The 24,386-nt window shown below is 66.1% G+C and carries 25 protein-coding genes and 1 tRNA gene; 8 read left to right on the top strand and 18 right to left on the bottom strand.

All coding sequences use genetic code 11. The features are described from left to right. Positions 1 to 10: 10 nt before the first annotated feature. Positions 11 to 634 carry an ImmA/IrrE family metallo-endopeptidase gene (locus tag R2733_20600; protein MEZ5378910.1) on the top strand — a complete coding sequence of 208 codons (624 nt, stop codon included), beginning with the start codon at positions 11 to 13 and terminating at the stop codon, positions 632 to 634. Between the two features lie 26 nt (positions 635 to 660). Here R2733_20600 and R2733_20595 read toward each other — a convergent pair whose 3' ends face one another. From R2733_20595 to R2733_20575, 5 genes are all read right to left on the bottom strand, one after another. After that, the gene (locus R2733_20595; GenBank protein MEZ5378909.1) at positions 661 to 1,014 is read right to left on the bottom strand and encodes a hypothetical protein; all 354 of its coding nucleotides are present in this window, start codon (positions 1,012 to 1,014) and stop codon (positions 661 to 663) included. 30 nt (positions 1,015 to 1,044) lie between these two features. Then, positions 1,045 to 1,497, bottom strand: a complete 453-nt coding sequence (locus R2733_20590; GenBank protein MEZ5378908.1) for a hypothetical protein — start codon at positions 1,495 to 1,497, stop codon at positions 1,045 to 1,047. A gap of 48 nt (positions 1,498 to 1,545) precedes the next feature. Then, positions 1,546 to 1,947 carry a hypothetical protein gene (locus R2733_20585; GenBank protein ID MEZ5378907.1) on the bottom strand — a complete coding sequence of 134 codons (402 nt, stop codon included), beginning with the start codon at positions 1,945 to 1,947 and terminating at the stop codon, positions 1,546 to 1,548. A gap of 367 nt (positions 1,948 to 2,314) precedes the next feature. Beyond that, positions 2,315 to 2,391 (bottom strand) — tRNA-Val (locus R2733_20580). A 15-nt stretch (positions 2,392 to 2,406) separates the two neighbouring features. Beyond that, positions 2,407 to 3,195: an inositol monophosphatase family protein gene (locus R2733_20575; protein ID MEZ5378906.1), complete on the bottom strand. Its 789-nt coding sequence runs from the start codon at positions 3,193 to 3,195 to the stop codon at positions 2,407 to 2,409. Positions 3,196 to 3,452: 257 nt separating this feature from the next. Here R2733_20575 and R2733_20570 point away from each other — a divergent pair, with 257 nt between their 5' ends. Next, a complete protein-coding gene (locus tag R2733_20570) occupies positions 3,453 to 4,016 on the top strand; it encodes a hypothetical protein (GenBank protein MEZ5378905.1) in 564 nt (187 codons plus the stop codon). 33 nt (positions 4,017 to 4,049) lie between these two features. On the opposite strand, the gene R2733_20565 is transcribed toward R2733_20570, so the two are convergent. Next, a complete protein-coding gene (locus R2733_20565; protein MEZ5378904.1) occupies positions 4,050 to 4,808 on the bottom strand; it encodes an SDR family oxidoreductase in 759 nt (252 codons plus the stop codon). A gap of 87 nt (positions 4,809 to 4,895) precedes the next feature. Between R2733_20565 and R2733_20560 the strand changes: the two genes are divergently transcribed. Then, positions 4,896 to 5,810 carry an aldo/keto reductase gene (locus tag R2733_20560; protein MEZ5378903.1) on the top strand — a complete coding sequence of 305 codons (915 nt, stop codon included), beginning with the start codon at positions 4,896 to 4,898 and terminating at the stop codon, positions 5,808 to 5,810. On the opposite strand, the gene R2733_20555 is transcribed toward R2733_20560, so the two are convergent. The 3 genes from R2733_20555 to R2733_20545 form a co-directional block, all read right to left on the bottom strand. Then, positions 5,811 to 6,194 carry a YbaN family protein gene (locus R2733_20555; GenBank protein ID MEZ5378902.1) on the bottom strand — a complete coding sequence of 128 codons (384 nt, stop codon included), beginning with the start codon at positions 6,192 to 6,194 and terminating at the stop codon, positions 5,811 to 5,813. A gap of 69 nt (positions 6,195 to 6,263) precedes the next feature. After that, positions 6,264 to 7,658, bottom strand: a complete 1,395-nt coding sequence (locus R2733_20550; GenBank protein MEZ5378901.1) for a wax ester/triacylglycerol synthase family O-acyltransferase — start codon at positions 7,656 to 7,658, stop codon at positions 6,264 to 6,266. Further along, positions 7,658 to 8,506: an alpha/beta hydrolase gene (locus tag R2733_20545; protein ID MEZ5378900.1), complete on the bottom strand. Its 849-nt coding sequence runs from the start codon at positions 8,504 to 8,506 to the stop codon at positions 7,658 to 7,660. Before R2733_20545 ends, R2733_20550 begins: the two co-directional genes overlap by 1 nt. Positions 8,507 to 8,698: 192 nt before the next feature. On the opposite strand from R2733_20545, the gene R2733_20540 reads away from it, so the two are divergent. Then, positions 8,699 to 9,001, top strand: a complete 303-nt coding sequence (locus R2733_20540) for a rhodanese-like domain-containing protein (GenBank protein MEZ5378899.1) — start codon at positions 8,699 to 8,701, stop codon at positions 8,999 to 9,001. Between the two features lie 146 nt (positions 9,002 to 9,147). On the opposite strand, the gene R2733_20535 is transcribed toward R2733_20540, so the two are convergent. From R2733_20535 to R2733_20515, 5 genes are read right to left on the bottom strand one after another with little or no spacing between them, the layout of a single operon-like run. Continuing rightward, positions 9,148 to 10,140 carry an ATP-binding cassette domain-containing protein gene (locus tag R2733_20535; GenBank protein ID MEZ5378898.1) on the bottom strand — a complete coding sequence of 331 codons (993 nt, stop codon included), beginning with the start codon at positions 10,138 to 10,140 and terminating at the stop codon, positions 9,148 to 9,150. Positions 10,141 to 10,143: 3 nt separating this feature from the next. Continuing rightward, complete coding sequence (locus R2733_20530; protein ID MEZ5378897.1) at positions 10,144 to 10,968, bottom strand: ABC-2 family transporter protein; 825 nt, start codon at positions 10,966 to 10,968, stop codon at positions 10,144 to 10,146. Then, a complete protein-coding gene (locus R2733_20525; GenBank protein ID MEZ5378896.1) occupies positions 10,961 to 11,758 on the bottom strand; it encodes an ABC-2 family transporter protein in 798 nt (265 codons plus the stop codon). Before R2733_20525 ends, R2733_20530 begins: the two co-directional genes overlap by 8 nt. A gap of 55 nt (positions 11,759 to 11,813) precedes the next feature. Continuing rightward, the gene (locus R2733_20520; protein MEZ5378895.1) at positions 11,814 to 12,818 is read right to left on the bottom strand and encodes an aldose epimerase family protein; all 1,005 of its coding nucleotides are present in this window, start codon (positions 12,816 to 12,818) and stop codon (positions 11,814 to 11,816) included. Next, positions 12,815 to 13,876, bottom strand: coding sequence for a phosphotransferase family protein (locus tag R2733_20515; protein ID MEZ5378894.1), 1,062 nt, complete (start codon positions 13,874 to 13,876; stop codon positions 12,815 to 12,817). Before R2733_20515 ends, R2733_20520 begins: the two co-directional genes overlap by 4 nt. Before the next feature lie 133 nt (positions 13,877 to 14,009). Here R2733_20515 and R2733_20510 point away from each other — a divergent pair, with 133 nt between their 5' ends. Beyond that, a complete protein-coding gene (locus tag R2733_20510; GenBank protein MEZ5378893.1) occupies positions 14,010 to 14,840 on the top strand; it encodes a tyrosine-protein phosphatase in 831 nt (276 codons plus the stop codon). A gap of 25 nt (positions 14,841 to 14,865) precedes the next feature. Here the strand turns inward: R2733_20510 and R2733_20505 are convergent, their stop codons facing one another. Together R2733_20505 and R2733_20500 are read right to left on the bottom strand one after the other, a co-directional pair. Continuing rightward, positions 14,866 to 16,092, bottom strand: coding sequence for an acyl-CoA dehydrogenase family protein (locus R2733_20505; GenBank protein MEZ5378892.1), 1,227 nt, complete (start codon positions 16,090 to 16,092; stop codon positions 14,866 to 14,868). 82 nt (positions 16,093 to 16,174) lie between these two features. Next, positions 16,175 to 17,473 (bottom strand): acyl-CoA dehydrogenase family protein, encoded by a 1,299-nt coding sequence (locus R2733_20500; protein ID MEZ5378891.1) that lies wholly within the window; start codon positions 17,471 to 17,473, stop codon positions 16,175 to 16,177. Between the two features lie 170 nt (positions 17,474 to 17,643). Here R2733_20500 and R2733_20495 point away from each other — a divergent pair, with 170 nt between their 5' ends. The 3 genes from R2733_20495 to R2733_20485 all read left to right on the top strand — a co-directional run bounded on the left by R2733_20495 (position 17,644) and on the right by R2733_20485 (position 22,260). Further along, positions 17,644 to 19,983 carry a diguanylate cyclase gene (locus tag R2733_20495; GenBank protein MEZ5378890.1) on the top strand — a complete coding sequence of 780 codons (2,340 nt, stop codon included), beginning with the start codon at positions 17,644 to 17,646 and terminating at the stop codon, positions 19,981 to 19,983. 82 nt (positions 19,984 to 20,065) lie between these two features. Beyond that, positions 20,066 to 21,736: a YdiU family protein gene (locus tag R2733_20490; GenBank protein MEZ5378889.1), complete on the top strand. Its 1,671-nt coding sequence runs from the start codon at positions 20,066 to 20,068 to the stop codon at positions 21,734 to 21,736. 53 nt (positions 21,737 to 21,789) lie between these two features. Beyond that, the gene (locus R2733_20485; GenBank protein ID MEZ5378888.1) at positions 21,790 to 22,260 is read left to right on the top strand and encodes a hypothetical protein; all 471 of its coding nucleotides are present in this window, start codon (positions 21,790 to 21,792) and stop codon (positions 22,258 to 22,260) included. Here R2733_20485 and R2733_20480 read toward each other — a convergent pair. Both R2733_20480 and R2733_20475 read right to left on the bottom strand, forming a co-directional pair. Continuing rightward, positions 22,224 to 22,694, bottom strand: a complete 471-nt coding sequence (locus R2733_20480) for a response regulator (protein ID MEZ5378887.1) — start codon at positions 22,692 to 22,694, stop codon at positions 22,224 to 22,226. The genes R2733_20485 and R2733_20480 overlap by 37 nt on opposite strands. Then, positions 22,691 to 24,178: a PAS domain-containing sensor histidine kinase gene (locus R2733_20475; protein MEZ5378886.1), complete on the bottom strand. Its 1,488-nt coding sequence runs from the start codon at positions 24,176 to 24,178 to the stop codon at positions 22,691 to 22,693. The genes R2733_20480 and R2733_20475 overlap by 4 nt, the downstream gene beginning before the upstream one ends. Positions 24,179 to 24,386: the final 208 nt, after the last annotated feature.

Here is a 24,386-nt window from a genome sequence, read left to right as displayed (position 1 = left end):
GAGGAGCCACATGCCAACGCCCAGCATCAACATCAACCACCGAGGCACGCTGACCCTCCTCCGCGGCCTCGTTCCGCACCGAACGGTGAGCCAGCGTGAAGCTCTTCAGGTAGCCGAACTGCAGGCCTCCCGCCTGCGGCAGCACCTCGGCATCGACGAAGCCCGCTTCCCGACCGAAGCACTGGACCTGCCTCGCATCCGGATCGAGTACGACGCCGACCTGCCCAGCAGCGGCATGGCCTTCTGGAACGGCTCGACTTGGGTCATCGTGCTCAACGCCACAGAGGCGCCGACCCGTCAACGCTTCAGCCTGGTGCACGAGTTCAAGCACATCGTCGACCACACGACGCAAGACCGGCTCTACGGCGCCGACGCCCGACGAAACGACCCCGCAGCCGAACAAGCAGCTGACTACTTCGCGGCATGTGTCCTCATGCCCAAGCTCTACGTGAAGCGCCACTGGGGCCAAGGGCCTCGGACCCCGACATCGATGGCCAAGATGTTCGGTGTCTCACCAGCAGCGATGAAGTACCGACTCGACCAACTCGGCGTCCTCGACGAACCCGAGCGCTGCCGCTGTAGCCGGCACGCCTACCGGCGAGTCCTGCCACGAACCTTGGAGCTGGCCACATGAGTGAGCAACCGACCGCCGTCATCTACCTACGGGTGTCCACGAAGGAACAGGCCGAGCGCGGAGGGGACGGCGAAGGATTCTCCATCCCGGCGCAGCGTGAAGCCTGTCGTCGCAAGGCAGAGGCCCTCGGAGCAGTCGTCATCGAGGAGTTCGTCGATCGAGGCGAGAGCGCACGCTCCAGCGCCCGACCCGAACTCCAGAGGATGCTCGGCCACCTCATCGAGGAGCCGGCCACCTACGTGATCGTCCACAAGATCGACCGACTCGCCCGCAACCGAGCCGACGACGTCGAGATCAACCTCGTCATCCAGAGGGCCGGCGCCACCCTCGTGAGCTGCACCGAGAGCATCGACGAGACTCCGAGCGGCATCCTGCTGCACGGCATCATGAGTTCGATCGCCGAGTTCTACTCAGCCAACCTCGCCAACGAAGTCAAGAAGGGATCGCTTCAAAAGGCCAAGACTGGTGGCACCGTCGGCAAGGCCCCAACTGGCTACCTCAACGTCCGCAGGATCGAGAACGGCCAAGAGGTCCGCACCGTGGAGATCGATCCAGTACGTGGCCCTCTGATGAAGTACGCCTTCGAGCAATACGCCGAGGGCGGCATCAACCTCCGTGACCTCCTGGCCGAGCTGACCGAACGAGGCCTCGACACCACGCCCGGCCCGAAGACGCCGAGCAAGCCGCTGCGCCTCTCGCACTTCCATCGCCTGCTCACACACCCCTATTACAAGGGTCTCGTTCGCTACAAGGGCATCACCTACCCAGGCAACCACGAACCACTGGTGTCCGAGGCGACTTGGGAGAAGGTCCAGGAGACGCTCCAGGCCAAGGGCCGAGCGGGTGAGAAGCAGCGCAAGCACCCGCACTACCTCAAGGGCACCGTCTACTGCGGCGACTGCGGATCGCGGCTACTCGTGTCCAACAACCGGGGACGGAGAGGCAAGGTCTACCCGTATTTCATCTGCCTCGGGCGCCAGCAGAAGCGCACCGAATGCTCGCAGCGTGCTGTCCTGATCGACACCATCGAGCGACAGGTCGAGGACCACTACGAGACGGTTCAGCCCTCCGCCGAAATGCTCGCCCAGCTTCATGACCTGATCCTCGACGAAATGCTCCTCCAGCAGACCTCTGCAGAGCGGGAGCGCGACGTCCAAGAGCGCAGAAAGACCCAGCTGCTCGACGAGCAGGCCAAGTTGTTGCAGGCCCACTACGCCGACGCCGTGCCACTCGACCTGATGAAGAAGGAGCAGAAGCGCATCGAGACGGAGCTGGCCGCCATCGACGATCGTCTCCGTGCGACCTCGCTGCACTTCGAGGAGGTCGAGGCCAACCTGAACCAGGCCCTCGCCCTCGCCGAGAACTGGGCGGCCGCCTACCGAGACGCCGGCCCAACGATCCGACGCCAGATGAACCAGGCGATCTTCAAGAAGATCTATGTCGACGACGAAGGTGGAGTCACCAGCGAGTTCAGCGAACCCTTCGAGCTGCTACTCAGCTCGGAGGTCATCGAAGCTGCTCGTGACCACGCCCACGTGCTCAACGCCGATCCCGACTTCATCGAGCGAGAGCTGGAAGCTCTCTACCGAGAGTGGAGCGAGGATCGTGAACTGGTCGGCGCAGGGGTCGGAAACGAACAAACCCCGACGCTTCCGCGACGGGGTTTGAAATACGACATTTTGGTGGGCGTTGAGGGACTCGAACCCCCGACATCCTCCTTGTAAGGGAGGCGCTCTAGCCAACTGAGCTAAACGCCCGTGCGGATGGCGAGCCTAGCGGGGAGCACCGCCTTCGCTCCCCCACCGTCGGCGCATGGCGACGACCTCCGCTAGCAGCTCGGGGGTCGCCGCCGCGACCGGAGCCCGCCGGGCGTCATGGTCGATGACGACGAGGTCGTCACCGAACGCATCGACCACGGGCACCTCGGCTTCGGCGCAGATCAGCATCCCTCCGAGATAGTCCCAGACCCCGTGCGCCCGGTCGACGTCGGCACAGGCATCGAACGATCCCGTGGCCACAGCGCACAGGTCGAGGGCGAACGCGCCGTAGGCCCGGTACTGACGCCAGCCGCCGTGCTCGGGCGGCAAACCGGAGAACGCCACGATCGCCTGGTCGAGTCGCTCGATCGCACTCGGGCCGGTTGCCACGCGTCCGCCGACGGCTCGGTCGGCCACCACTCCCTCGCCACGGATGGCACGAAACCGCTCGCCGGTGGCGAGGTTGCTCACATGCGCCACGAGCGGCCCGTCGGCGTCGACGGCGCACAGACTCGTTGCATACCAGGGCAGGCGATGCGAGGCGTTGGTGGACCCATCGATCGGATCGACCACGACCGTGATGCCGTTGCCACCGGCCGCAGCAGCAACGAGGCCGGACTCCTCGGTCAGCACGGCAAACCCGTCGCCGAGCAATGCGGGCAAAAGCAACTCGTCGGCTACCACGTCGTGCACGTATTGCCCCGGTCGGTTCCCCGACAGGCCCCAATCATCGAGCTCGTCGAGGCGTCGCCGCAGTTCGTCGGCGAGCGTGTCGAATCGTTCGAGCATGATCGTCGGATCCACGGCGGCGACGCTACCAGCGCCATCCCATCACCACGGCAAGCGACCGCCTCAAGCACGAGTCGGCGAGCTGGCGAGTTGGCGAGTTGTCGAGTTGTGAGCCCCGGCGAACAACTCGGGGTGCCCGAAGGGCACACGTGAGCCTCAGCGAACAACTCGGGGTGCCCGAAGGGCACACGGGGTGCCCGAAGGGCACACCGTGGCATCGGTCGAAATCTCTGGCAGGCTTCTGGCCCACGGTTTTTCGATACTGGAGTCCAATGGCGATCATCGACATGCCCGGCTTCGTCGCCGAGATGAAGGAACATGCGGCCGATCACGGCTTCCATGTGCACGACGAGCGCCACTTCGTCGAGACCTACTCGTTGCGTCAGGTGTGGGAGGTCGACCTCCACCCCGAGCGGGCGTGCGGCGGCCCACTCGATCTTCATCTCGCGGTCGAGCTCGATCCCCGCACGATGTTGAGCTTCGAGGACAAGATGATCGAAGAGAACGAGCCCGAGGACCCGCCTCGCGGCTACCTGTTCCCCTTGATCTTCAACTGGGCGCTCCCCCCGCTTCCGAAGGGCCCCGATCTGCTGCTGCTCGCCACCGAGCTGGCAGGCATCGGTGGACCCGACCTTCCGCTCGAGATCGCGGCCATCGACTCCACCATGTCGGTCACCGACGCACCGATCCGCACGCTCTCGATCACCGCCAAGGTCGACCTCGACATGGCCGACGTCTACCTGCGCCAGGAAGACCTGTGCGACGTGTTCGATCGTTGCCTCGCCGTCAGCGAGTGGGTGCTCGACCGCTCCCCCATCTGGCTCGACGAGATCTGAGCGGCTACCGAGTCGCCGCTAGACCCAGCGAGTTCAGCGTCCGCCGCTCGCATTGACGAGCGCGCCCGTCACGTACGTCGAACGTTCCGAGGCGAGCCACATGATCACGTCGGCCACCTCATCGGCGGTGCCGCCTCGTTGCATCGGGATGTTCGGCGCCAGCGCCGCCACCCGGTCCGGACGGCCCGCGCTGGCGTGGATGTCGGTGTCGATCAGCCCGGGACGAACGGCGTTCACCCGGATCCCCTCGTTCGCCACTTCTTTGGCGAGCCCGATCGTGAGGGTGTCGGTGGCCCCCTTCGACGCCGCGTAGTCGACGAACTCGTCGGGACTTCCCAGGTAGGAGGCCGCGGACGACACCACGACGATGGTGCCCCCGCTCCCGCCTCGCTTGGTCGACATGGCCCGCACCGCCTCGCGTGCACAGAGAAAGGCGCCGATCACGTTCGTTTCGAAGACCGACCGCAAGCGCTCGACGGTGAAGTTCTCGACCCGGTCGATCGGTGCGACCACACCGGCATTGATCACCACGGAGTCGAGCCGGCCGAACGTGTCCCGGGCTGCGCTGAACAGGTCGATCACGGTGGCCTCCGTGGCGATGTCTCCGGCGACGGTGACGACTCGCGCACCTGCCGCTTCGGCGTCGTCAGCCACCGAGCGCATCGACTCGTGATCGCTGCGATACCCCAAGCAGAGGTCATAGCCGGCAGTGGCTGCCTGCACGGCAGCGGCAGCGCCGATGCCTCGGCTGGCGCCGGTGATGAGCATGACGGGGCGGGGTGAGTCGACCATGCCCGGACCCTACGACGCCACTCTGCCACCCGCACGCGATTCTCCGGCGCACGTGCCCGCAACGAACTGCGGGAGTACGTTCAGGACATGACGATCCACGGGCCCGCCGTTTCCGCCACCGACCTCCCACTTGCCGACTTTGGCCGCACCGGACATCGCAGCACTCGACTCATCTTCGGAGCGGCCGCGCTCGGCGGCATGAGCCAATCCCGGGCCGACGCCACGATCGCACTGGTGGCCGAAGCCGGCATCAACCACTTCGACACCGCCGCTTCCTACGGCGAGTCCGAGCTTCGCCTGGCACCGTGGCTGGCCGATCACCGATCCGAGATCTTCCTCGCCACGAAGACCGGCGAACGCAACGGCGCAGCAGCACGGGCCGAGCTCGAACGTTCCCTCGAACGAATGGGCGTCGACCAGGTCGACCTCATCCAGCTGCACAACCTGGTCGAGCCCGACGAGTTCGAGGTCGCCCACGGACCGGGCGGCGCCGTCGAGGCCCTGGCTGCGGCGCGCGACGAAGGGCTCGTTCGCTTCATCGGGATCACCGGGCACGGCACCCGCATTCCGGCGATGCACTCAGCGAGCCTCGAGCGGTTCGACTTCGACTCGGTGCTGTTCCCGTACAACTTCACGATGCTCGAGAACCCGGAGTACCGGGCCGACGTGGAAGCGTTGCTCGCCACCTGCGGGGAGCGCAACGTCGCCGTCCAGACCATCAAGTCGGCGGCAAGGGGCCGATGGGCGCCCGACCACGATGGCAGCCGGTTCAGCTGGTATGAGCCGATCAGTGATCCCGATGCCCTCACCCACGCCGTGCAGTTCGTCTTGAGCAACGAGCAGGTGTTCCTGAACACCTCGAGTGACGCCCGCCTCCTTCCCCGTCTGGTCGAAGCGGCCCGGGGATCGCTCGCCGCTCCGTCCCGAGAACAGATGGAGGCCGACACCCTCGCCCAGGGCATCACCGCCTTGTTCGACGGGGCCGAACTCGAACGAATCTGATCAGCCCGTTGCGAGCACCGCTGCCTTGGTCGGCACTCGCACCAGGATCCAGTAGCTCCCGATGATGCCGAGGGCGACCACCAAGACCTTCACCGCCGACACGTCGATGAGGACGCCGACGCTGATGGCGATGGCCAGCCACATCATCACGTTGGCGCGGATCTTCGCCGAACGGGGCATACCGAGACCCGCCCGGTAGTCGCGGACGAGCGGGCCGACGCCGGGCAGGTCGAGGATCCACTGTTCGAAGCGCGGACTGGATTTCGAGAAGCAGGCAGCAGCGGCGACGAAGAACCCGGTCGTCGGTAGGCCGGGGACGACGATGCCGATCCCTCCGATCCCCACCATCAGCCACCCAAGCAGCATCCAACCCAGCCGTTTCATTGGCTCAGTGTGCAACGATCGGTCGGGGTGAGGTCAAGGGACCTCCGACACCGTTTTGCGGCGTTGTACTCACGCCGCAACTCGACCCGACAGGATGTCGAGTTCGTGCCCAAGCCGCTCGGCGAGGACCGACAAGTCGGGTACTAGCTCACGATCGGCGACGAACCCGACGTCGACCGAGTCGCCATTCGACATGGCGCTGACCGACAGCCCGGTGCCGTCGACGAGGGTGGAGAGCGAGTATTGGTGGGCGAGCCGGTAGCCATTGATGAACTGCTGCTCGGGCCCGCCGGGCACGTTCACCACGTACACATTGAACGGCGGCATCAGACGAGTGAAGGCGCCGGTGCGCACGATGAGGCGGGAGGCGAGAGCCGCCACCGCCGGGGATGCGTGGTAGACGGCCTGGATGGCCTCGACCGGGCGAGCGTGGATGTCGTCGGTGAGTTCGGCCATCGAAGCGCTGATCTCGAGGAGCCGCTCGATCGGATCGTGCCGATGCGTGGCCAGCGGCACGAGCGCCGTTCCCAACGGTTCGTCGATCGAGTCGACCAACAGCGGCGTGAGGGCGACGATCGGCTCGGTCGGCAGCTCGTCGTGGAGGACCAGCCAGTGGCGCAAGGTGCCGGCGATCAGCGCGAGCACCACGTCGTTGAACCGCACGTCATGCTCGTGATGAATCTTCTTGATCTCGGCCATCGGAATGCTGGCGAACGCCACACGTCGGTGGGTGCCGAGCGTCCGGTTGAACGACGTTCGCGGCGCCTGATGATCGGAGCCAGGGAGCTCGACTGCACCCTTGGGTGAGGTCCAAGGCGCAAGCGAGCCGAGCACGTTGAAGCGTCCGACCACGGGAAGGCGTCGGGTGGTCTCGAACACCAGCTCGGCCATACGCCAGGGACTGCGTGCGATCGACCAGCCAGCCCTGATCAAGAGGTCGGTGTCGTCGGGGACTCGGTCGGTCCGACGCTTGGGTGCCGGTGCGAGATCGGTCAGATCGGCGAGCAACGGCGCCAGGACATCGAGTCCGGTCACGCCATCGATCAGGACGTGGTGCACCTTGATGAACAGGCCGGGATTGCCGTCGTAGCGTTCGATCAGATACATCTCCCACAGCGGCCGCCGGCGATCGAGCGGACGCTCGTGGAGCCGGCCGACGAGGTTGTGCAGTTCGTCGTCGCCGTCGGATCGTGGCACCGCCAGATGGCGGATGTGGTAGTCGAGGTCGAAGTCGGGGTCTTCGAGCCACCACGGCCGATCGAGATGCAGCGGCACCCGGTGCAGACGGCGACGGAATCCCGGGAGGAGATGGAGCCGCTCGTCGACCAGAGCCCGCAGCGCGTCAAAGGTGAGTTCCGGCGCACCCTTGGTCTTTTCGAGCTCGACGTACAGCGAGTGATGACCGAGGTTGTGCCGAGTCTCGGCGGCGATCAGCTCGGTTTCACGGGGCGTGAGTTGCTGCATCAGGCCTCCTTGGGTCGGAACGGCCCGGCGGGCACCAACCCGTCGGCCGGGCCGGTGCGCTCGTTCTCGATCGTCGGGTACAGACGGCGCAACCGGTCAGGTGGGTCGAAGGGATGCCAGTCACCTCGGGGCAGGGCCAGGCGATCGGCAACGAGATAGAACACCGCCCCGTTCGCGCCGAGGCCTGTGTGGCTGCCGCGGACCTCGACCACTTCGGCTTCTCGCCGGATCGTCTGGCGACAGGCGAGGCCGGGAACCACACCGTCGCTGCGAGTCCACACCGTGGTGGACGGCACCGGGACCCGGTCGAGATCGAAGCGACGCGGCGGCTCCAGGAAGAAGCGGGCGAAGAAGCGTTGGAGGTGCCCGATGTTGGTCTGGTGCGACTGCATGTTGATGGGCGAGCCGAGGCTGATGACCTGGCGCACCATCTCGGATCGGTGTGAGGCGAGAACCCGCCCGAGAATGCCGCCGGCACTCCAGCCGACGATGTCGATGGGCTCGCCGTGTTCGTGGTAGAGGTTGCGCAGCGTTCGGTCGACACCCTCGGCAATGTGATGCGAGGCTCCGACGTTCAGCCCGAGACCCCAGCCATGCGGTCGGTGACCGATCGAGCGCAGGAACAGCCGCAGCGCGATCGTGGCGGAGTCGCCGCTGACGAAACCGGGGAGCACCAACACCGGGCGTGGCGGCCCGAGAGGAGCGACATAGGCCGCCATCGTGGCGGCCCATGCGACCATGCCGAACTCGGCGAAGGCTCGCGACTCGAGCAGGATCGAGGACGGTCGCGGCGCAGCGTCAGGGTCGCCTGCGGACGAGCCGTTCTTACGCTGTATGTCGCGAGTCATGAGGTCTGTAGTCTACTGCAGGAAGCGGAGTCGGCCGGAAACGCCGAGATGCCGACACCCTCCCATCGGCGGCGACACCATCGTCGTGAGCCCCTCCACACTGCGCCGGTTGCGTTCTCCGCAAATTGTCCGTACATTTGGTGGGCACTCGCTCGCACGTCTCGACACCCACACCCCTCGACAGGAGCTCGCATGTCGGCACCACACCGTGAACTTCCGATCACCCAGGCGCAAGAACTCGCCGCACAGGGCGCCCAACTGGTCGACGTCCGCGAAGCCAACGAAGTGGCCGCGGCGGCGCTCGAGGGCATCATCCACATTCCGCTGGGCGACATCCCCGCTCGCATGAGCGAACTCGATGCCACTCGCACCGTCGCTCTGATCTGTCGCAGCGGCAACCGCAGCGGCCAGGCCGCCGCCTTCCTCGCTGCCAACGGGTTCGACGACGTGATCAACCTCACCGGCGGCATGATGGCACTCGGGCTCCAGAGCTGAGCGTTCCCAAGACGATCGACCCGCCGACCACCGACTGACGGCAACACCCGTTCCCTCCCTCCGAACAAGGTGCTTGTCCAATCAGCTCGCGAGGTCTAGGGTCGCTCCAGGCGTGGGCTTCCCTCCCCCACGCCGCCCTCGCACCGTCAGGTCGCCGGGCGTGACTGATAGATCCCCCGGATGAGTTCCTCGATCGAGGGCTCCTCGATCGTCAGATCACGCACGGCTCGACCTGCGGTGACCGCCACGATGAGGTCCGATGCGCTGATCGTGCGTCGGTCGAATTGGATCCACTGCCGCGGACCCTCCGCTCGCATGAACTCGGCGGCCGCCACGTCGACGGGCGCCTCGACCTCGGCGAAGTCGACCACGAGCATGCGGTGGGTGCCGTACTCGTCCTTGAAATCGGCAACACCTCCGTCGAGGAGCACTCGACCCTGGTCGATGATCAGCATCCGGTCGCAGAGCTGCTCGACATCATCGAGGTCGTGGGTCGTGAGGAGCACGGTCGTGCCCCGATCGCGGTTGACCTCGCCGAGGAAGGCCCGCACGGCGTGCTTGGACACCACGTCGAGTCCGATCGTCGGCTCATCGAGCACCACCAGCGCCGGGTCGTGGAGCAGGGCCGCCGTCAGCTCGCCCCGCATGCGCTGCCCCAGCGAGAGTTGGCGCACCGGCGTGGTGAGGAAGCCACCCAGGTCGAGCCGCTCGACGAACTCCGCCACGTTGTGGGCATGCCGAGCGGCATCGGTGCCGTAGACGTGGTGCAACAGATCGAAGGAGTCGATCAACGGAAGGTCCCACCACAGCTGCGATCGCTGTCCGAAGACCACGCCGATCTGGCGGGCCAGCGCCCGACGATCGGCGGTCGGACGGAGGCCGAGCACTTCGACGGTGCCGTCGCTCGGCGTGAGGATGCCGGTGATCATCTTGATCGTGGTGGACTTCCCGGCGCCGTTCGGGCCGAGGTAGCCGACCATCTCGCCCCGGCCGATGTCGAACGAGACGTCGTCGACGGCGTGCACCTCGATCCGACGCCGACGCAGCCTCCCGCCCTTGGTTCGCACCACGTAGCGCTTGTGCACATGGCGGAGCCGCACCGCCGGATGATCCTTCTGGATCGTGTGGTCGGCCGCCATCACTCAGCTTCCCGTGCTCTGGTAGTGACGAATTCCCACGGCCCAGGCGAGCATCGCAACGCCCAGCGTGGCGACCGCGACGAGCGGCGTCGCCCAGATCAGCCACGACGGCATGCCGAGCGGATTGGCGGCGTCGAGCAGATGTTGCGATGGAACGTAGGCGACGAACGCGAGCGGGATCGCCCAGCCCAGCACCAGTCGAATCGCCGGGCGGTACAGATGCAGCGGGTACTCATTGGCGAACTCACCGCCGTAGGTGACGGCGTTGGCGGCCTGCTCGGTCGCCACGATCCAGAAGGCCGCCGAGGCCGTGCCGATCCACAGCGCTGCGTAGATCATCGTGCCGCAGACGAGGGCCATCGCGAGCGTCGCGACCCGTCCGATCGTCCACACGACGTCGACGGTGGGCAGCGCCCACAGGAGCACGGCGAACGGTGGGACGGCCTTGCCGACACGGCGCAGTTCGAACTCGAGCGCCGACATCTGGAACAACGCTGGCATCGGGCGAAGGAGGACGCGGTCGAACGTGCCGGCCTGGACATACTGCGGCACTCGATCGACGCTGCTGACGAACAAGTCGGCCAGACCGAATGGCAGTGCTGCCAGCGCATAGAGCAGCGCCACCTCCGGCCGAGTCCAACCACCGAGCGACGGAACCAGGCTGACCAGGATCACGAGCGCCGAGAACTCGAGCGTGGTCACCATCGCCTGGGCGATCGCGAAGGTCAGGAAGGACGTTCGATATTGCCATGCCGAACGGATTCGTGCGCCGACCAAGCGGCGGTAGAGCGGCCACAGTCGACGACGCTGCACCAGGGCCTCAACCACCTTGGATCACCACCCGGTACGTCGCCCTCGACAACATCCATCGTCCGATCCCCAGCATGGCCACCATCCAGAACAGCTGTTGGGCGATGACCCCGACGAGTTCGATGCCATCTCGCTGGCCGAGGAAGATTTCGGCCGGAAGCTGGATCATCGAGGCAAACGGCAACGCTCTTGCCACCGTCTCGAGCCATGACGGGAACAGATTGAGCGGGAGCAGCAGTCCGGCGAAGAAGTTCATCACGAGCGTGACCATCTGATCGATCCCGCGACTGTCCATCAGCCAGAACGTCACCAGCGATGCACAGAAGCGGACAGCGAACCCGATGACGCTGGCGAGCACGACCGACACGGCGAAGACCAACCAGTGCCACCAGGGATCGGGCCACGTCAGATCGAACAGCAGCGCTCCGAGCAGCACAGGTGGGAGTCCCCGCCCGACGAGCTGGAACGCGGCGGACCCGAGCCACGACGACAGCCACCACCACTGCAGATCCACGGGCCGATACAGGTCGATGACGACGTCGCCGGTGCGGATGCGGTTGGCCAGCTCGGGGTCGCCGAACATGCCGACGAGCATGATGAATCCCTGCGACACGAAGGCGAATGTCGCCAGCTCGCTCCCGGTCATCCCTCGGACCGAGCCACCGTTCTCCGCAGCGAGATATACGAGAACCGAGGCTCGCAGCACGCCGAAAACGGTGTTGACGAACACCCCCGACGCCGTTGCCACCCGGTAGCTCGATGCTCGCCGGAAGCTCCCCCGCGCCACCTCGAACAGCAGCCTGATCACCGGTTGGTTCTAGCAGACCGGGTGGTGTATCACGCCGATCGGTGGCGAGCCAGGCTCACCAGTCGAAGCGATAAACCGAGTGGTGGTGGTAGGTCTCGCCCGGACGCAGGATGCACGACGGGAAGTCCGGTCGGTTCGGACTGTCGGGCCACCCCTGAGGCTCGAAGGCGATCGATGGCTGCGGCGGCACGAAATGCTGGCCGGTGTAGACCTGCACGCCGGGCTGGTTGGTCGTGATACGCAACCGGCGACCTGAAGCCGGGTGTTCCAGCACGATGGCTTCGCGCTCGGGATCGATCGGGCCGACGAAGCAGTGGTCGAGGCCGCCCTCCGCCAGCACACTCGCCAGCTCGTGCTGCTCGTTGCAGTGAAACCGGGTGTCGATGGCCGGTACCGGTGGACCTGGCAGCGGGATCCCGTCGTTGCCCACCAGGAGCACGTCATCGAACCCGATCCGTAGACGGTGATCGCCGAGTGTGGTGCCACCGGCCAGGTTCCAGTAGGCGTGGTTCGTGAGGTTGATCGGCGTCGGAGAGTCCGTCGTTGCGGTGTAGTCGATGTCGATGCGGCGGTCACCGAGCCGGTAGGTGGCCTCGGCGTGGACAGTGCCCGGGTACCCACCCTCGCCGTCGGGGCTGTCGAGCGTGAAGCGAACCGTGGTGTCGTCGAGCAGTTCGTACTCCCACACCTGCTGGTGGAAGCCGCGGGAACCACCGTGGAGGTGGTTCGGCGCTTCGTTTGCCTCGAGGCGATAGACGGTCCCGTCCAACTCGAAGTCCGCTCCGGCGATCCGGTTCGCCACCCGCCCGATCGTCGAGCCCACGGCCCGGCCCGTGACCGTCTGCAGCGAGGTCAGGTCGACGGGGCCATGGGTGATGGTCACGGTCGAACCTGGCCGCTCGGTGTCGGGAACGGCCACCGAGATGATGCCGGCCCCGAACGTCGTCAGCGTCAGCTGCATCCCGCATCGATGCCGGAGCGACAGTTGATGGACGTCGCGATCCCCAAGCACGTTGTCGACGAAGGAACCGACGAGTTCGACCGTCGGCGTGAGGATCACGTGTCGACGCCGTCGGCGGCGACGTCGATCGCATCCAGCATGCGCAGCCGGAGGCCTTCGATGTCGACACCTTCGGTGGACTTCTGTCCCATCATGTAGCGGGCGTAGACGCCGTGCAGGATGCACGCGGTCTTGAAGGAGTTGAACGATCGGTAGTACGCCAGTTGCGACAGGTCGGCGCCGGTGGCGGCGGCGTAGCGCTCGGCGAGCACCTCCCGCGACGGGAATCCGGGCGCGGTGGTGGCCGACGTAGCGGTCATCCCCCTGGCTTCGAGCTCCTCCTTGTTGACCCAGGCATTCAGTGCGTAGGCCATATCGGCCATCGGATCGCCGAGCGTGGCGATCTCCCAGTCGAGCACGGCGGTGATGTTGCCATCGGTCCCGATCATGACGTTGTGGGTGCCGTAGTCGCCGTGCACCACGCGACCCGGGCCCTGCTCGGGAATGTTCGACTGGAAGTAGTCGTGGAGGTCGTGGATGCGTTGGTCGTCGTACTGGGCGCCCTGGGCCGAGGAGGTCCACGAGCCGTACCAGGTGCGAAGCTGACGAGCCACGTAGTCGGTTGGACGACCGAGATCGCCGAGCCCCACGGCGTCGGGATCGACCGAGTGCAGCGCAGCGAGGGTGTCGATGAACGAGTTCGCCATGACCGGTCGAGCCTCCATCGGAAGATAGGCCTCGACGTCGTCGTTGGTATAGAGCGCCTTGCCCTCCACCATGCTCATCACGTAGAAGCGAGCGCCGGTCACCGACTCGTCTTCGCAGAACCCGTGGGCGACCGGTACCGGTACCGCCGTGGGACCGAGGCCGGAGATCACCTTGAACTCACGCCCCATGTCGTGCGCCTTCGGCAGCAGGGTGCCGAGCGGTGGACGGCGGATCACGGCTCGTCGACCCTCGGGGTCGGTCAGGGCAAAGGTGAGGTTGGAGTGGCCGCCTTCGAGCCGGACCCACTCGAACGGTGGGGTCAGCCCGGTGACGTGCTCGGCGATCCACGCCTCCACTGCGGGGCGGTCGTAGCCGGGGGTCTCGGTGGGGTCAGCTGCAGCATTGGACACGTCGGAAACCTAGCGGAGGGCCGCGACTCGGCCGAATTGATGCCCGACGACGCCGAACCGATACACCTTCACGTGACGGCTCGGTGACGGCCTTCGCCAGCAATTGCAACGAAACTGACATACGGTGGGCGCCGTGGACGGGTTTCCCGATCAGCCAGCAGCGACCCACACCGTGATCGATCGTCGCCGACACCTCGATCGAGGGCGGCGCGACGACCCGATGTTGGGTCTGCGCGGGGTGCGTAACCTTCGCGACCTCGCATCGGCAAAGCCGGCCAACGCTCGGCTGCGCAGCGGCCTGATCTACCGAGCCGATGGTCTCCACCGGTGCGGGCACGATGCCGCCCAGCTCGTCGCCGACCTTGGTGTTCGACGCGTCCTCGACCTGCGAACCGACCGTGAACGATCGGCCGACGGAGTCTTCGAGCACCCCGACATCGTCACCGTCCACATCCCGATGCTCGAACAACTCGAGCACCTGGCCGACCGGCGCTCCGAACTCGGTGGCGACCTGATGCTCGAGTTCTACCTCGGCATCGCAGCGTCGAACTCCGGCGCCATCGCCCTGACGATCGCCGAGCTCATCGCCTCGGTGTTGGACAACGAGCCCGTGATCTTCCACGCCACGCTGGGCAAGGATCGCACCGGCATCATCGCTGCGCTGGCGCTCGCGCTTGCCGGTGTCGATGACCACCTCATCGCGCTCGACTACGCGAGGTCGGCTGACGCCCTCGCCCAACAGGGCGACGGGCAACGAGACAACCCCATGACCGAGCGACGTTCACTCCTGGCAGCCATCGGATTCGGCGACCGCGAACAAGCCCAACTGCTCGGGGCAGTTCCCGCCACCATGCGGGGCTTCCTCGATCGGATCCGTCGGCACTACGGCTCGATCGAGGACTACCTGGCGTGGGGCGGCACCGACCGAGCCGAGCTCGAACGGGTGCGAGCCGCCCTCGCCTGACGACGCCGCCCGCGCCGGCGGGCGGTCAGTTGCGGGGGACGTCGATCCAGTTGACCGACTTGTCGACCCGGGGCTCGCCGGGCAGGCCGAGAACCTGCTCCCCGACGATGTTGCGCATGATCTCGCTCGTACCGCCCTCGATCGAGTTGGCCCGCACGCGAAGGAACGAGTGACCGACGCCGTTCTCGATGCCCGACACCGACAGGTCCTCGGGCCGACGGAACGTGTAGTCGAAGTCGACGAGCCCGGCCGGGCCCTGCAGCGTGACCGCCAGCTCCATACATGACTTGTTGACGTCGGCCGCCGCCAGCTTGGCGACCGACATCTCCGGACCTGGATTGCCGGCCTTGCGGTTGGCAGCACCACGCATGTTGGTCAGACGCAGCACCTCGGCCTTGACCCATTCCTTCATGACGGCATCTCGCTTCACCGGGGTCTTGCGATCCTCGGGCAGCGAGTTCCAGATGTCGACGACCGCACCGATCGCACCCGACCCACGCTTGGGTGGTCCACCGCCCGTGCCCGAGCCGATGGCGTTTCGCTCGTTCATCAGCGTGGTGAGCGACACCCGCCAGCCGTCACCCTCGTCACCGATGCGGTTGGCATCGGGCACACGGACATCGGTGAGATAGACCTCGTTGAACTCGGCCTCACCGGTGATCTGACGCAAAGGCCGCACCTCGACACCTTCGGACTTCATGTCGAGCGCGAAGTAGGTCATGCCCTTGTGCTTTGGCGTGTTCGGGTCGGAACGAGTGACCAGCATGCCCCAGTCTGCAAGGTGGGCCATCGTGTTCCAGACCTTCTGCCCGTTGACGGTCCACTCGTCACCGTCACGAATTGCCCGAGCGGCAAGGCCGGCGAAGTCGCTCCCGGCGCCAGGCTCGCTGAACAGCTGGCACCACCGCTCCTCGCCGGTGAACATCGGGCGGAGGAAGCGTTCCTTCTGGGCGTCGGATCCATGCGTCACGATGGTCGGCCCCGCCAGGTACATGAAGAACTGCGCCTGGTTCATCGGCTTGGCACCGGCCTCACGCAGGCGCTGCTCGACGATGCGCTGCAGCTCGGGTCGCAACCCGAGCCCGCCATGGCCCTTCGGGAAGTGGAGGAACGCCAACCCGGCATCGAACTGATGGCCGCGGAACTCGGCGTACGACTCGGTCGAAGGGTCATGCTCGGCGAGAAGGGCGTCGACGGCGGCGTTGACGATGTCGGCGTCGGTGGAGGGCGCGGATGCTGCAAGGTCGGTCATGGTGAGGACTTTCGGGTGCTGGAACGGGAAGTGTGGTGGTGCAGGGACATCGATCGCAGGACCGGCCTGCGACCGTGGCGGATCACTCGTTGCCGACGATGGCCTCGATCGCATCGGCATACCGAGCGATGGCCGCCTCTCGTCGAGTGGGGATGTGAGCCGACGGCCACAGACCCTCGTGGGCCGTGTGCTGCTTGAGTACCTGGCGTGCGAGCGTGACCTTGTGGACTTCGGTGGGACCATCGGCGATGGCCATCACCTGCGCGCCGACCATCATCGAAGAGAAGGGCATCTCGTTGGAGATGCCGAGCGCACCGTGCAGCTGCATCGCCCGCTGCACGACATCGAAGTAGACCGTCGGCATCGCTGCCTTCACCGCAGCAATGTCGTGGCGGACCCGCTTGTAGTCCTGGTGCTTGTCGATGAGCCAGGCGGTCCGCAGCACGAGCAGACGGAACTGCTCGATCTGGATCCAGCTGTCGGCAACCTTCTCCTGGGTCATCTGCAGCGTGGCGAGCGACCCGTGCCGAGTTTCGCGGCTCAATGCCCGCTCACACATCATGTCGAACGCCCGCTTCACCTGAGCGATGGTGCGCATGGCGTGATGGATACGACCGCCGCCCAGGCGGGTCTGGGCGATCACGAACCCCTGCCCCTCACCACCGAGCAAGTGGTCGGCGGGAACTCTCACATTTTCGTAGTGGAGATAGCCGTGCGACGCTTCGCTCTCGGGCTCGGTGCCGACGCCGACATTGCGGATGATCTTGATGCCCGGAGTATCGGCCGGGATGATGAACATCGACATCCCCTGATAGGCGCTGACCTCGGTGTTGGTCACGACCATCGTGATGTAGAAGCTGGCGAACCGGGCGTTGGACGAGAACCACTTGTAGCCATTGATCACCCACTCGTCGCCGTCGCGAACGGCGGTGGTCTCGAACAGCGTCGGGTCGGCACCGGCGTGCGGCTCGGTCATCGAATAGCAAGACGAGATCTCGCCGTCGAGCAACGGTTGGAGGAACCGAGCCTTCTGCTCGTCGGTGCCGTAGTGGGCCAGGATCTCGGCGTTGCCCGAGTCGGGCGCCTGGGCGCCGAACACCGACGGCGCCCAGCGAGTGCGCCCCAGGAGTTCGTTCAGGAGAGCGAGCTTGACCTGGCCATAGCCCTGGCCGCCGAGTTCGGGACCGAGGTGGCACGCCCAGAGTCCGGCATCCTTCACCTGCTGCTGCAAGGGCTTCACGATGCCCATGGCGACCTTGTCGCTCTTGTCGTAGGGATCCTCGAGGATCATGTCGAGGGGCTCGATCTCCTCTCGCACGAATCGGTCCACCCAGTCGAGCTTCTCTTGGAAATCTGCCTCGGTCTCGAAGTCCCAGCTCATTGCTGCCCCCAGCGTCGTCGTCGAACGGATCACCGGACCCTAGAGCGATCATCGCCGACGACGAAATCGGCGATCACACCGACCGACGACCGGCCAGAACGACGGAAATGGTTCGTTCGACCCAGATCACGATCTACACCACGGGCACCGATCGGCCGATGGTTCACTCCATGGCACTGGTGAGGGATCTCGAGAGGCGCGTCGATGACGGGCGGCTGTTGGCCGTTCGACCTCGTGGCGCTGTCCACCCGTCGAGGTTGCGGCGTCAGCGGGCGGGAAGCGGTGTGCTCGGGTTCGTGCTCGCCGTTGCAGCGATGGTCGTCGCTCCCACGGCGGCCGTTGCCTGCGACCCGTCCGTCGATCCCTCGTGTTCCGACCCGTACTGGACCGATCCGTACGCCGGTGACCCCTACGCGAGCGATCCGTACGACTCGGATCCGTACTACTCGGATCCGTACGACTCAGACCCGTACATGAACGATCCGTACGACTCGGATCCATACATGAACGATCCCTACGCCAACGATCCATACATGGACGATCCGTACATGACGGATCCATACATGGACGATCCCTACGCCAACGATCCCTACATGACGGATCCCTACGCGAACGATCCGAGCTGGACGACGTCGACGACCACGCGGTCGGCGGCGCTCGTCTCGGCCACCTCAACGCCGTCGAGCGGCCCCTGGGCCTACAGCCGAAGCGACGTGGTGGATGACATCGCACCGACGGCGCCGGTCCCCGACGAGAGCGTCGACGCCTCGTCACCCGGCAACGATCGAAGTGAACTGCACCGAGCCATCGCCGGACGACTCGTACTCGGCATGGACGCGCTCGCCGAACTCGGCGCGTTCGCACGCGACGAGGACCCGGGGCTGAATCTCATCATCGCCGACCTTGCTCGCACGATCCCGAGCGGTGGACTTGACGACGCCGGCTATCGCCGTGAGCTCGCCGGCCTCGCCGACGAGCTTCCCGCCCTCGTCGACCAACTCGACCGCGAACCGAGCGAGAACCTCCGGTGGGTGTTGGAGGACGTGGAGCAGCACCTCGCCGACCGGCTCGTGGACGGCGAGACCGCGTTCGTCGATCCTCTCCCCTGGCTCGACGCCGTTGCCGATCTCCTGATGCGGGGTGGCGCCGAGCGAACGGACGAGTCCGACGAGAGCTACCTCGCCGACGACACGGCCGTGTTCGACTTCGTGGCGCTCTTCGCCGACCCCGAGCTCTTCGACGAGGTCACGACGCCGTCGACCACCATCGCCGAGCCAACTGCAACGACGACACCCGACCTCGCCTTGGTCGACACCGACGCCACGACGAGCGACGCCGGCGAAGACCAGGCCGCGTCGAGCGACGAGGCCGGGACGCCCATCGGCCTTTTCGTGGCCGCCGGCGTCGCCGTCTTGGCCATGGTCGGTGGACTCGCCGTTGCGCTCGCTCGCCGTCGCCCGGGGGCCGACGGGACCACCGTGGAACCTTCGGCGCCATCGGCTCCGGCGGCCTCACGGCCGGCCGAGGTCGTCACCCTCCCCATCGCTCCGCCTCGGGAGGAGCCAGGCTCGTTGGTCGAGTTGCTCGATGCCAGCCGCCGCATGACTGCCTCGCTCGATGGCGCCGAAATCGCAAGGATCGCCGTCGCCGAGGCCCGGAATCTCGTCAAGGCCGAGGGCGGCATCCTGCTGCGACGCACGGCCGAAGGCATCACACCGATGGCGAGCGCTCCGAGCGAGCTGTTCTCGGCCGACGATCTCGAGACGAGTGTTCTGCGCCGTGTGGTCGACACCGGGCGGACGATCAGCCAGGTGACCTCCGACGACGCCGCGCTGGTCGAGGTTCCCGCTGCGATGGCGGCGGTGGCGATCGTCGCCGACGGGTCGGTCATCGGCGCACTCATGGTCGTGCGGCGGCCCACCCGCCAGTTCAATCCGGCCGAACTCGATGCGCTCGAGATGCTGGCGCCACTCGTCGGGTCCGCCCTCCTGGCCGCCCAGACCCACGGCTCGGCGACGGCGCTCGCCGAACTCGACGCCCTCACCGGCCTCGCCAACCGCCGCAGCCTGGATCGTGACATCACCGCCCTTCGAGCGACCCACGTGGCTTCGTACGTGATGATCGATGTCGATCACTTCAAGAACTTCAACGACACCAACGGCCACGCCGCCGGTGACGTCGCCCTCCAATCCGTGGCGCAGGCGATCGCCGCCCATGTGCGGCCCGAGGATCGTGTCTACCGCTACGGGGGTGAGGAGTTCTGTGTGTTGCTGCCCGGCGCCTCGGCGGCCGAGGCAGGGCTCGTTGCCGAGCGGGTTCGTGCCGCCGTCGAAGAGGCCACCATTCCCGGGGGTGAGAACCAACCCGGCGGCCGGGTCACGATTTCGATCGGTGTTGCCGACACCGGACCGGGGGTGAGCGACATCATCGAGCGAGCCGACGGCGCCCTCTACGATGCCAAGGAACGAGGCCGCAACCAGGTCTGCATCGCCGGGTCGCCGGCGACCTGATCGGCACGAGCCCGCCGAGATCGGTGGCTCACCGGTACGAGCACGAAATACTCGTCGGCGCCGTCGTGTTGTCTCCACGTACATGGATGCTTCACGACCCGACCTGCCCACGTCCTCGACTGTCGACAAATCCGCACCGGCCCGAGGTGGCCGCCGGCTCGACGACCTCCGCTTCACCAACAGCTTCGTCAACGAGCTGCCGGCCGATCCCGACGAGCGAGTCGTGTCGCGACAGGTGCTCGGCGCAGCGTATTCCCGGGTGCAGCCGACACCCACCAGCGCGCCCAGCCTGCTGTCGGTCTCGACCGACATGCTCGACGAGCTCGGGCTCGACCATGCGGTCGCCGACACCGAACAGTTCACTCGTGTGGTCACCGGCAACGAGTTGCTTCCCGGATCTGATCCCTACGCCATGGCCTACGGCGGCCACCAGTTCGGCAACTGGGCAGGCCAGCTCGGCGACGGCCGCGCCATCGCCCTCGGCGAGATCGAGACCGACGCAGGCGAGCGCTGGACGCTGCAGTTGAAGGGCGCCGGGCGCACCCCGTACTCGCGAGGCGCCGATGGCCTGGCCGTGCTCCGCTCGTCGGTCCGCGAATACCTCTGCAGCGAGGCGATGCACGCACTCGGCGTGCCCACCACTCGGGCGTTGAGCCTGGCATTGACCGGCGACAAGGTCGTGCGAGACATGTTCTATGACGGCCGCCCCGAGGCCGAACTCGGCGCCGTGGTCTGCCGGGTCGCTCCGAGCTTCCTTCGTTTCGGCAACTATCAACTCCCGGCGTCTCGAGGCGAACTCGATCTGCTCCGTGCCTTGCTCGACCACACGATCGAACGTCATGAGCCCGACCTGACGCCGGCCACGCCCGACGACTCGGCCGCGGCCTACACCGCCCTCTTCGCCCGAGTCAGCGATCGCACGGCCGACCTCATGGTGGAGTGGATGCGGGTCGGGTTCGTTCACGGTGTGATGAACACCGACAACCTCTCGATCCTCGGGCTCACGATCGACTACGGCCCCTACGGTTGGCTCGAGGACTTCGACCCGTCCTGGACGCCGAACACCACCGACGCCCAGCACCGACGCTATCGCTTCGGCCAACAGCCGCAGATCGCACACTGGAACCTCGCCCAACTCGGCGCCGCGCTGCTGCCACTCATCGGCGATGTCGAGCCCCTACAGGCGGCGCTCGATTCGTTCGTCGACCGCTACCAGGCCGGCTACCAGCAGATGATGGCAGCGAAGCTCGGTCTGCCGTCGTTCGATCCGGCCACCGACGACGCCCTCATCGAAGGGGTCGTTGCGGTCCTCCAATCGGCCGAGACCGACATGACGATCTTCTACCGCCGCCTGGCCGACGTCGATCTCGATGCCGAGGGCGACCAGCGCTTCACTCCCCTGCTCGATGCCTACTACCAGCCCGAACAGCTCACCGACGACGTACGGGCCGGGATCGATGCCTGGCTCGATGCGCTCGCCGAGCGGCTTGCGTCCCTCGGCGACACAGCGCCAAGTGCCGCCGACCGCCGAGCGGCGATGAACGCGGTCAACCCCAAGTACGTGCTGCGCAACTACCTCGCCCAACTCGCGATCGACGCCGCCGAAGCCGGTGATGCATCGAAGATCGCCGAGCTGCTCGACACGCTCCGGCATCCGTATGACGAACAGCCGGCGATGGAACACCTGGCAGCGAAGCGACCGGATTGGGCGCGGACGCGTCCGGGCTGTTCGATGCTTTCCTGTAGCTCATGACGACCCGCCGTTCCTCAAGTGCGACCACTGATGTGCCGATGGAGGGGGCTGTGTTGGATCGCCACGCCCTGATCACGACCATCGAGTCGCGCCTGACGAACCTGGGATGCCCGTCGGCGTTCCTGCTCCTCGTCGTGCTCGAAGACGCCGATGGCGAGGCTGTCACCGACGCCGACCTCGTCGCCACCATCGCTCGTCATGTGTCGGCGATGATCCGCTCGACCGATCTGATCGCCACGCTCGACGCCGGCGAGCTGGGCATGGTCGTGTTCGACCTCCCACCGATCCAGCGTGTGGCCTTCACCGACGGCATCAACATGGCCGTCAATGGGGTGCTCGACGCGCTCGCTCCGGGCGTGGGCCTACGAGCATTGCTGGGGACCAGCCCGTTGCGACCTGACACGCCGATCACGGCCGCCTTCCGCCAGGCCGACCGCGAGCTGCGTGGTGGCCACGACCGCGTCGATCCTGAGCACCACACACGGGATCAGCTCGCGGCGTCGGGCCCGATTTCGGTCGGATAGAGGCCGGCCAACGCCCTCGAGAGCTTCACGCTGTCGAGGGGCTTCTCGATGTACCCCACGACCAAATCGTGCGACGCCGCACGTTGACGGTCGTGGAACGACACCGACGACGTCAGCATCAGCACGACGTAGACCTTCTCCGGCGTCACGGTGGCACCGTCCGCGTCAACGAGAGGCGACGGCGTCGAGAGCTCGTTCAGCACATCGAAGCCGGACATCAGCGGCATGTTGATGTCGAGGAGCACCAGCACCGGCGGCGGGTGGGGACCCCATTCCTCGGCGAACTGCGGTGAGCGCATCAAGTCGATCAGCTGTCGCCCGTCGCCGCACTCACCGACGGTGCCGATCTGCGCCTCCTTGCGAAGAACCCGCTTGGCGACGTAGCGATCGAGCTCGTCGTCATCGGCGACGATCACCTTGATTTGTGTGGTCACGTTTGCCCTTCATGGCTGACAAACTCCGGTGTTGCATCGGGATCTGCGACGACGTTGGGCAGGTCCACTCGGAACGTGGTCCCTTCGGACGAACTCTCGTATGACACGGTGCCGCCCATCTGATCGACGTGCCGCTTGACGAGGGCCAACCCAAGGCCGGTTCCCGGCTGTTCGTGGTTCGCCACCCGCCCGTACCTGGCGAATGCCTCCAGCTCGTGGCCGGGAGGGATGCCGATGCCGTTGTCGCTGACGGTCAGGACCAGATCGGTCCCGACGACCTCGGCGGCGAGGCTGACACGGCGCTCCGGGCGGGCAGGATGCGAGAACTTCGCCGCGTTGCTTAACAGGTTTTGCACGATTTGCGAGACACGGATCGGCGAGGTGAACAATCGACAAGGGGGCACATCGACACTCAGGGTCACCTGATGATCGGTGAACGTGCCCTGCAACGCGTCGATCGCCAGCGCGATCAGTTGGGCGAAGTCGATCCATTCCCTGTCGTGGTGATCGGGTCCGGCGAGTCCGAGGATGTCCTCGATCAGGCGACCCAGCCGCCGAGCGAGCGCCTGGCAGCGATCGACGTTCACCAGCACCGACTCGTGATCGCCAGCGGCAAGATCTTCGGCAACACAGCTCAGCAAGCCGTCCAAGGTCGTCAACGGAGCCTTCAGGTCGTGCGACGCGCTGTGGGCAACCTGCTCGAGTTCGGAGTTCAGTTGAACGAGTTCGGCATTCAGCCCGAGCAACTCGAGATTTCGCCGCTCGATCTCATGCTCAGCATGACGACGCTCGGTAGTGTCGATGACCGTGGCCATCACGAGGCGTTCGCCTCGGCCCTCGATCGGCATCAGTCCGATCTCCAACGGGAACGTCGAGCCATCGGCACGTTGGCCGAACAGGTCGCGGCCGGTCTCCATCATTCGCTCGGTGGGCTCGGCGCCAAAGCTGCGGCGGTAGACATCGTGGCGGCGGCGCAGCTCGGCCGGCACCAGCGTCTCGATGCGAGAACCGATCAAGTCGTCGTTCTCGTAGCCGAACATCTCGGCGAGCTTGGCGTTGACCAGCATGATGACGCCGTCGTCATCGACCATCACCATCCCGCTCGACGCGGCGTCGAGCGCCTGGCGAGCGCGATTCAGCTTGTCAGCCCAACGCCGCACGTCGATGACGGCCGCCATGATCGCCCCCGAGCCGTCGAGCTCGATCGCTTGCAGGTGAACGTCGACCGGCACGCGGTGGCCGCCCTTGCCGAGGCCGGTGATTTCGCGATACGAGGCCATCTGCCGCCGCTGGGTGAGCTGAACATACGCCTCGCGAAGCTCGGGGTGGGCGAGGCGGTCACTCAACTGGAGCAGGACCTCGACCATCGAACCGGTGAGCTCATCATCGTCGTACCCGAAGAGGTGGTCGAGTTGGCGGTTGGTGTGGAGGATGCGGCCCCGGAGGTCGGTGATCAGCACCGGCACGGGAATGGAGGTCAGCAACCGAGGAGTGTCGAGCGTAGGAGCAGGAGGGTGGTCGTGGTGCAACGGATTGTCGCCGTTGTGTGAGTCTTGCAAGCCGGTCCTTTCCGACGACGAACTGTGGATTGATGCTTGCTGCTCCATCTCGTCGCATCGACAGTACCGCAATCGCTGGAGCGCGTTTCGGAGCTCCGTTGAAAACGGGAGGAGCCGATGGCGCAAGGCCATC

Source organism: Acidimicrobiales bacterium, assembly GCA_041394265.1.
Classification (GTDB): domain Bacteria; phylum Actinomycetota; class Acidimicrobiia; order Acidimicrobiales; family SZUA-35; genus JBBQUN01.
Note: the sequence above shows the minus strand (reverse complement) of the source record. Positions and strands in the feature narration are given on the sequence as shown.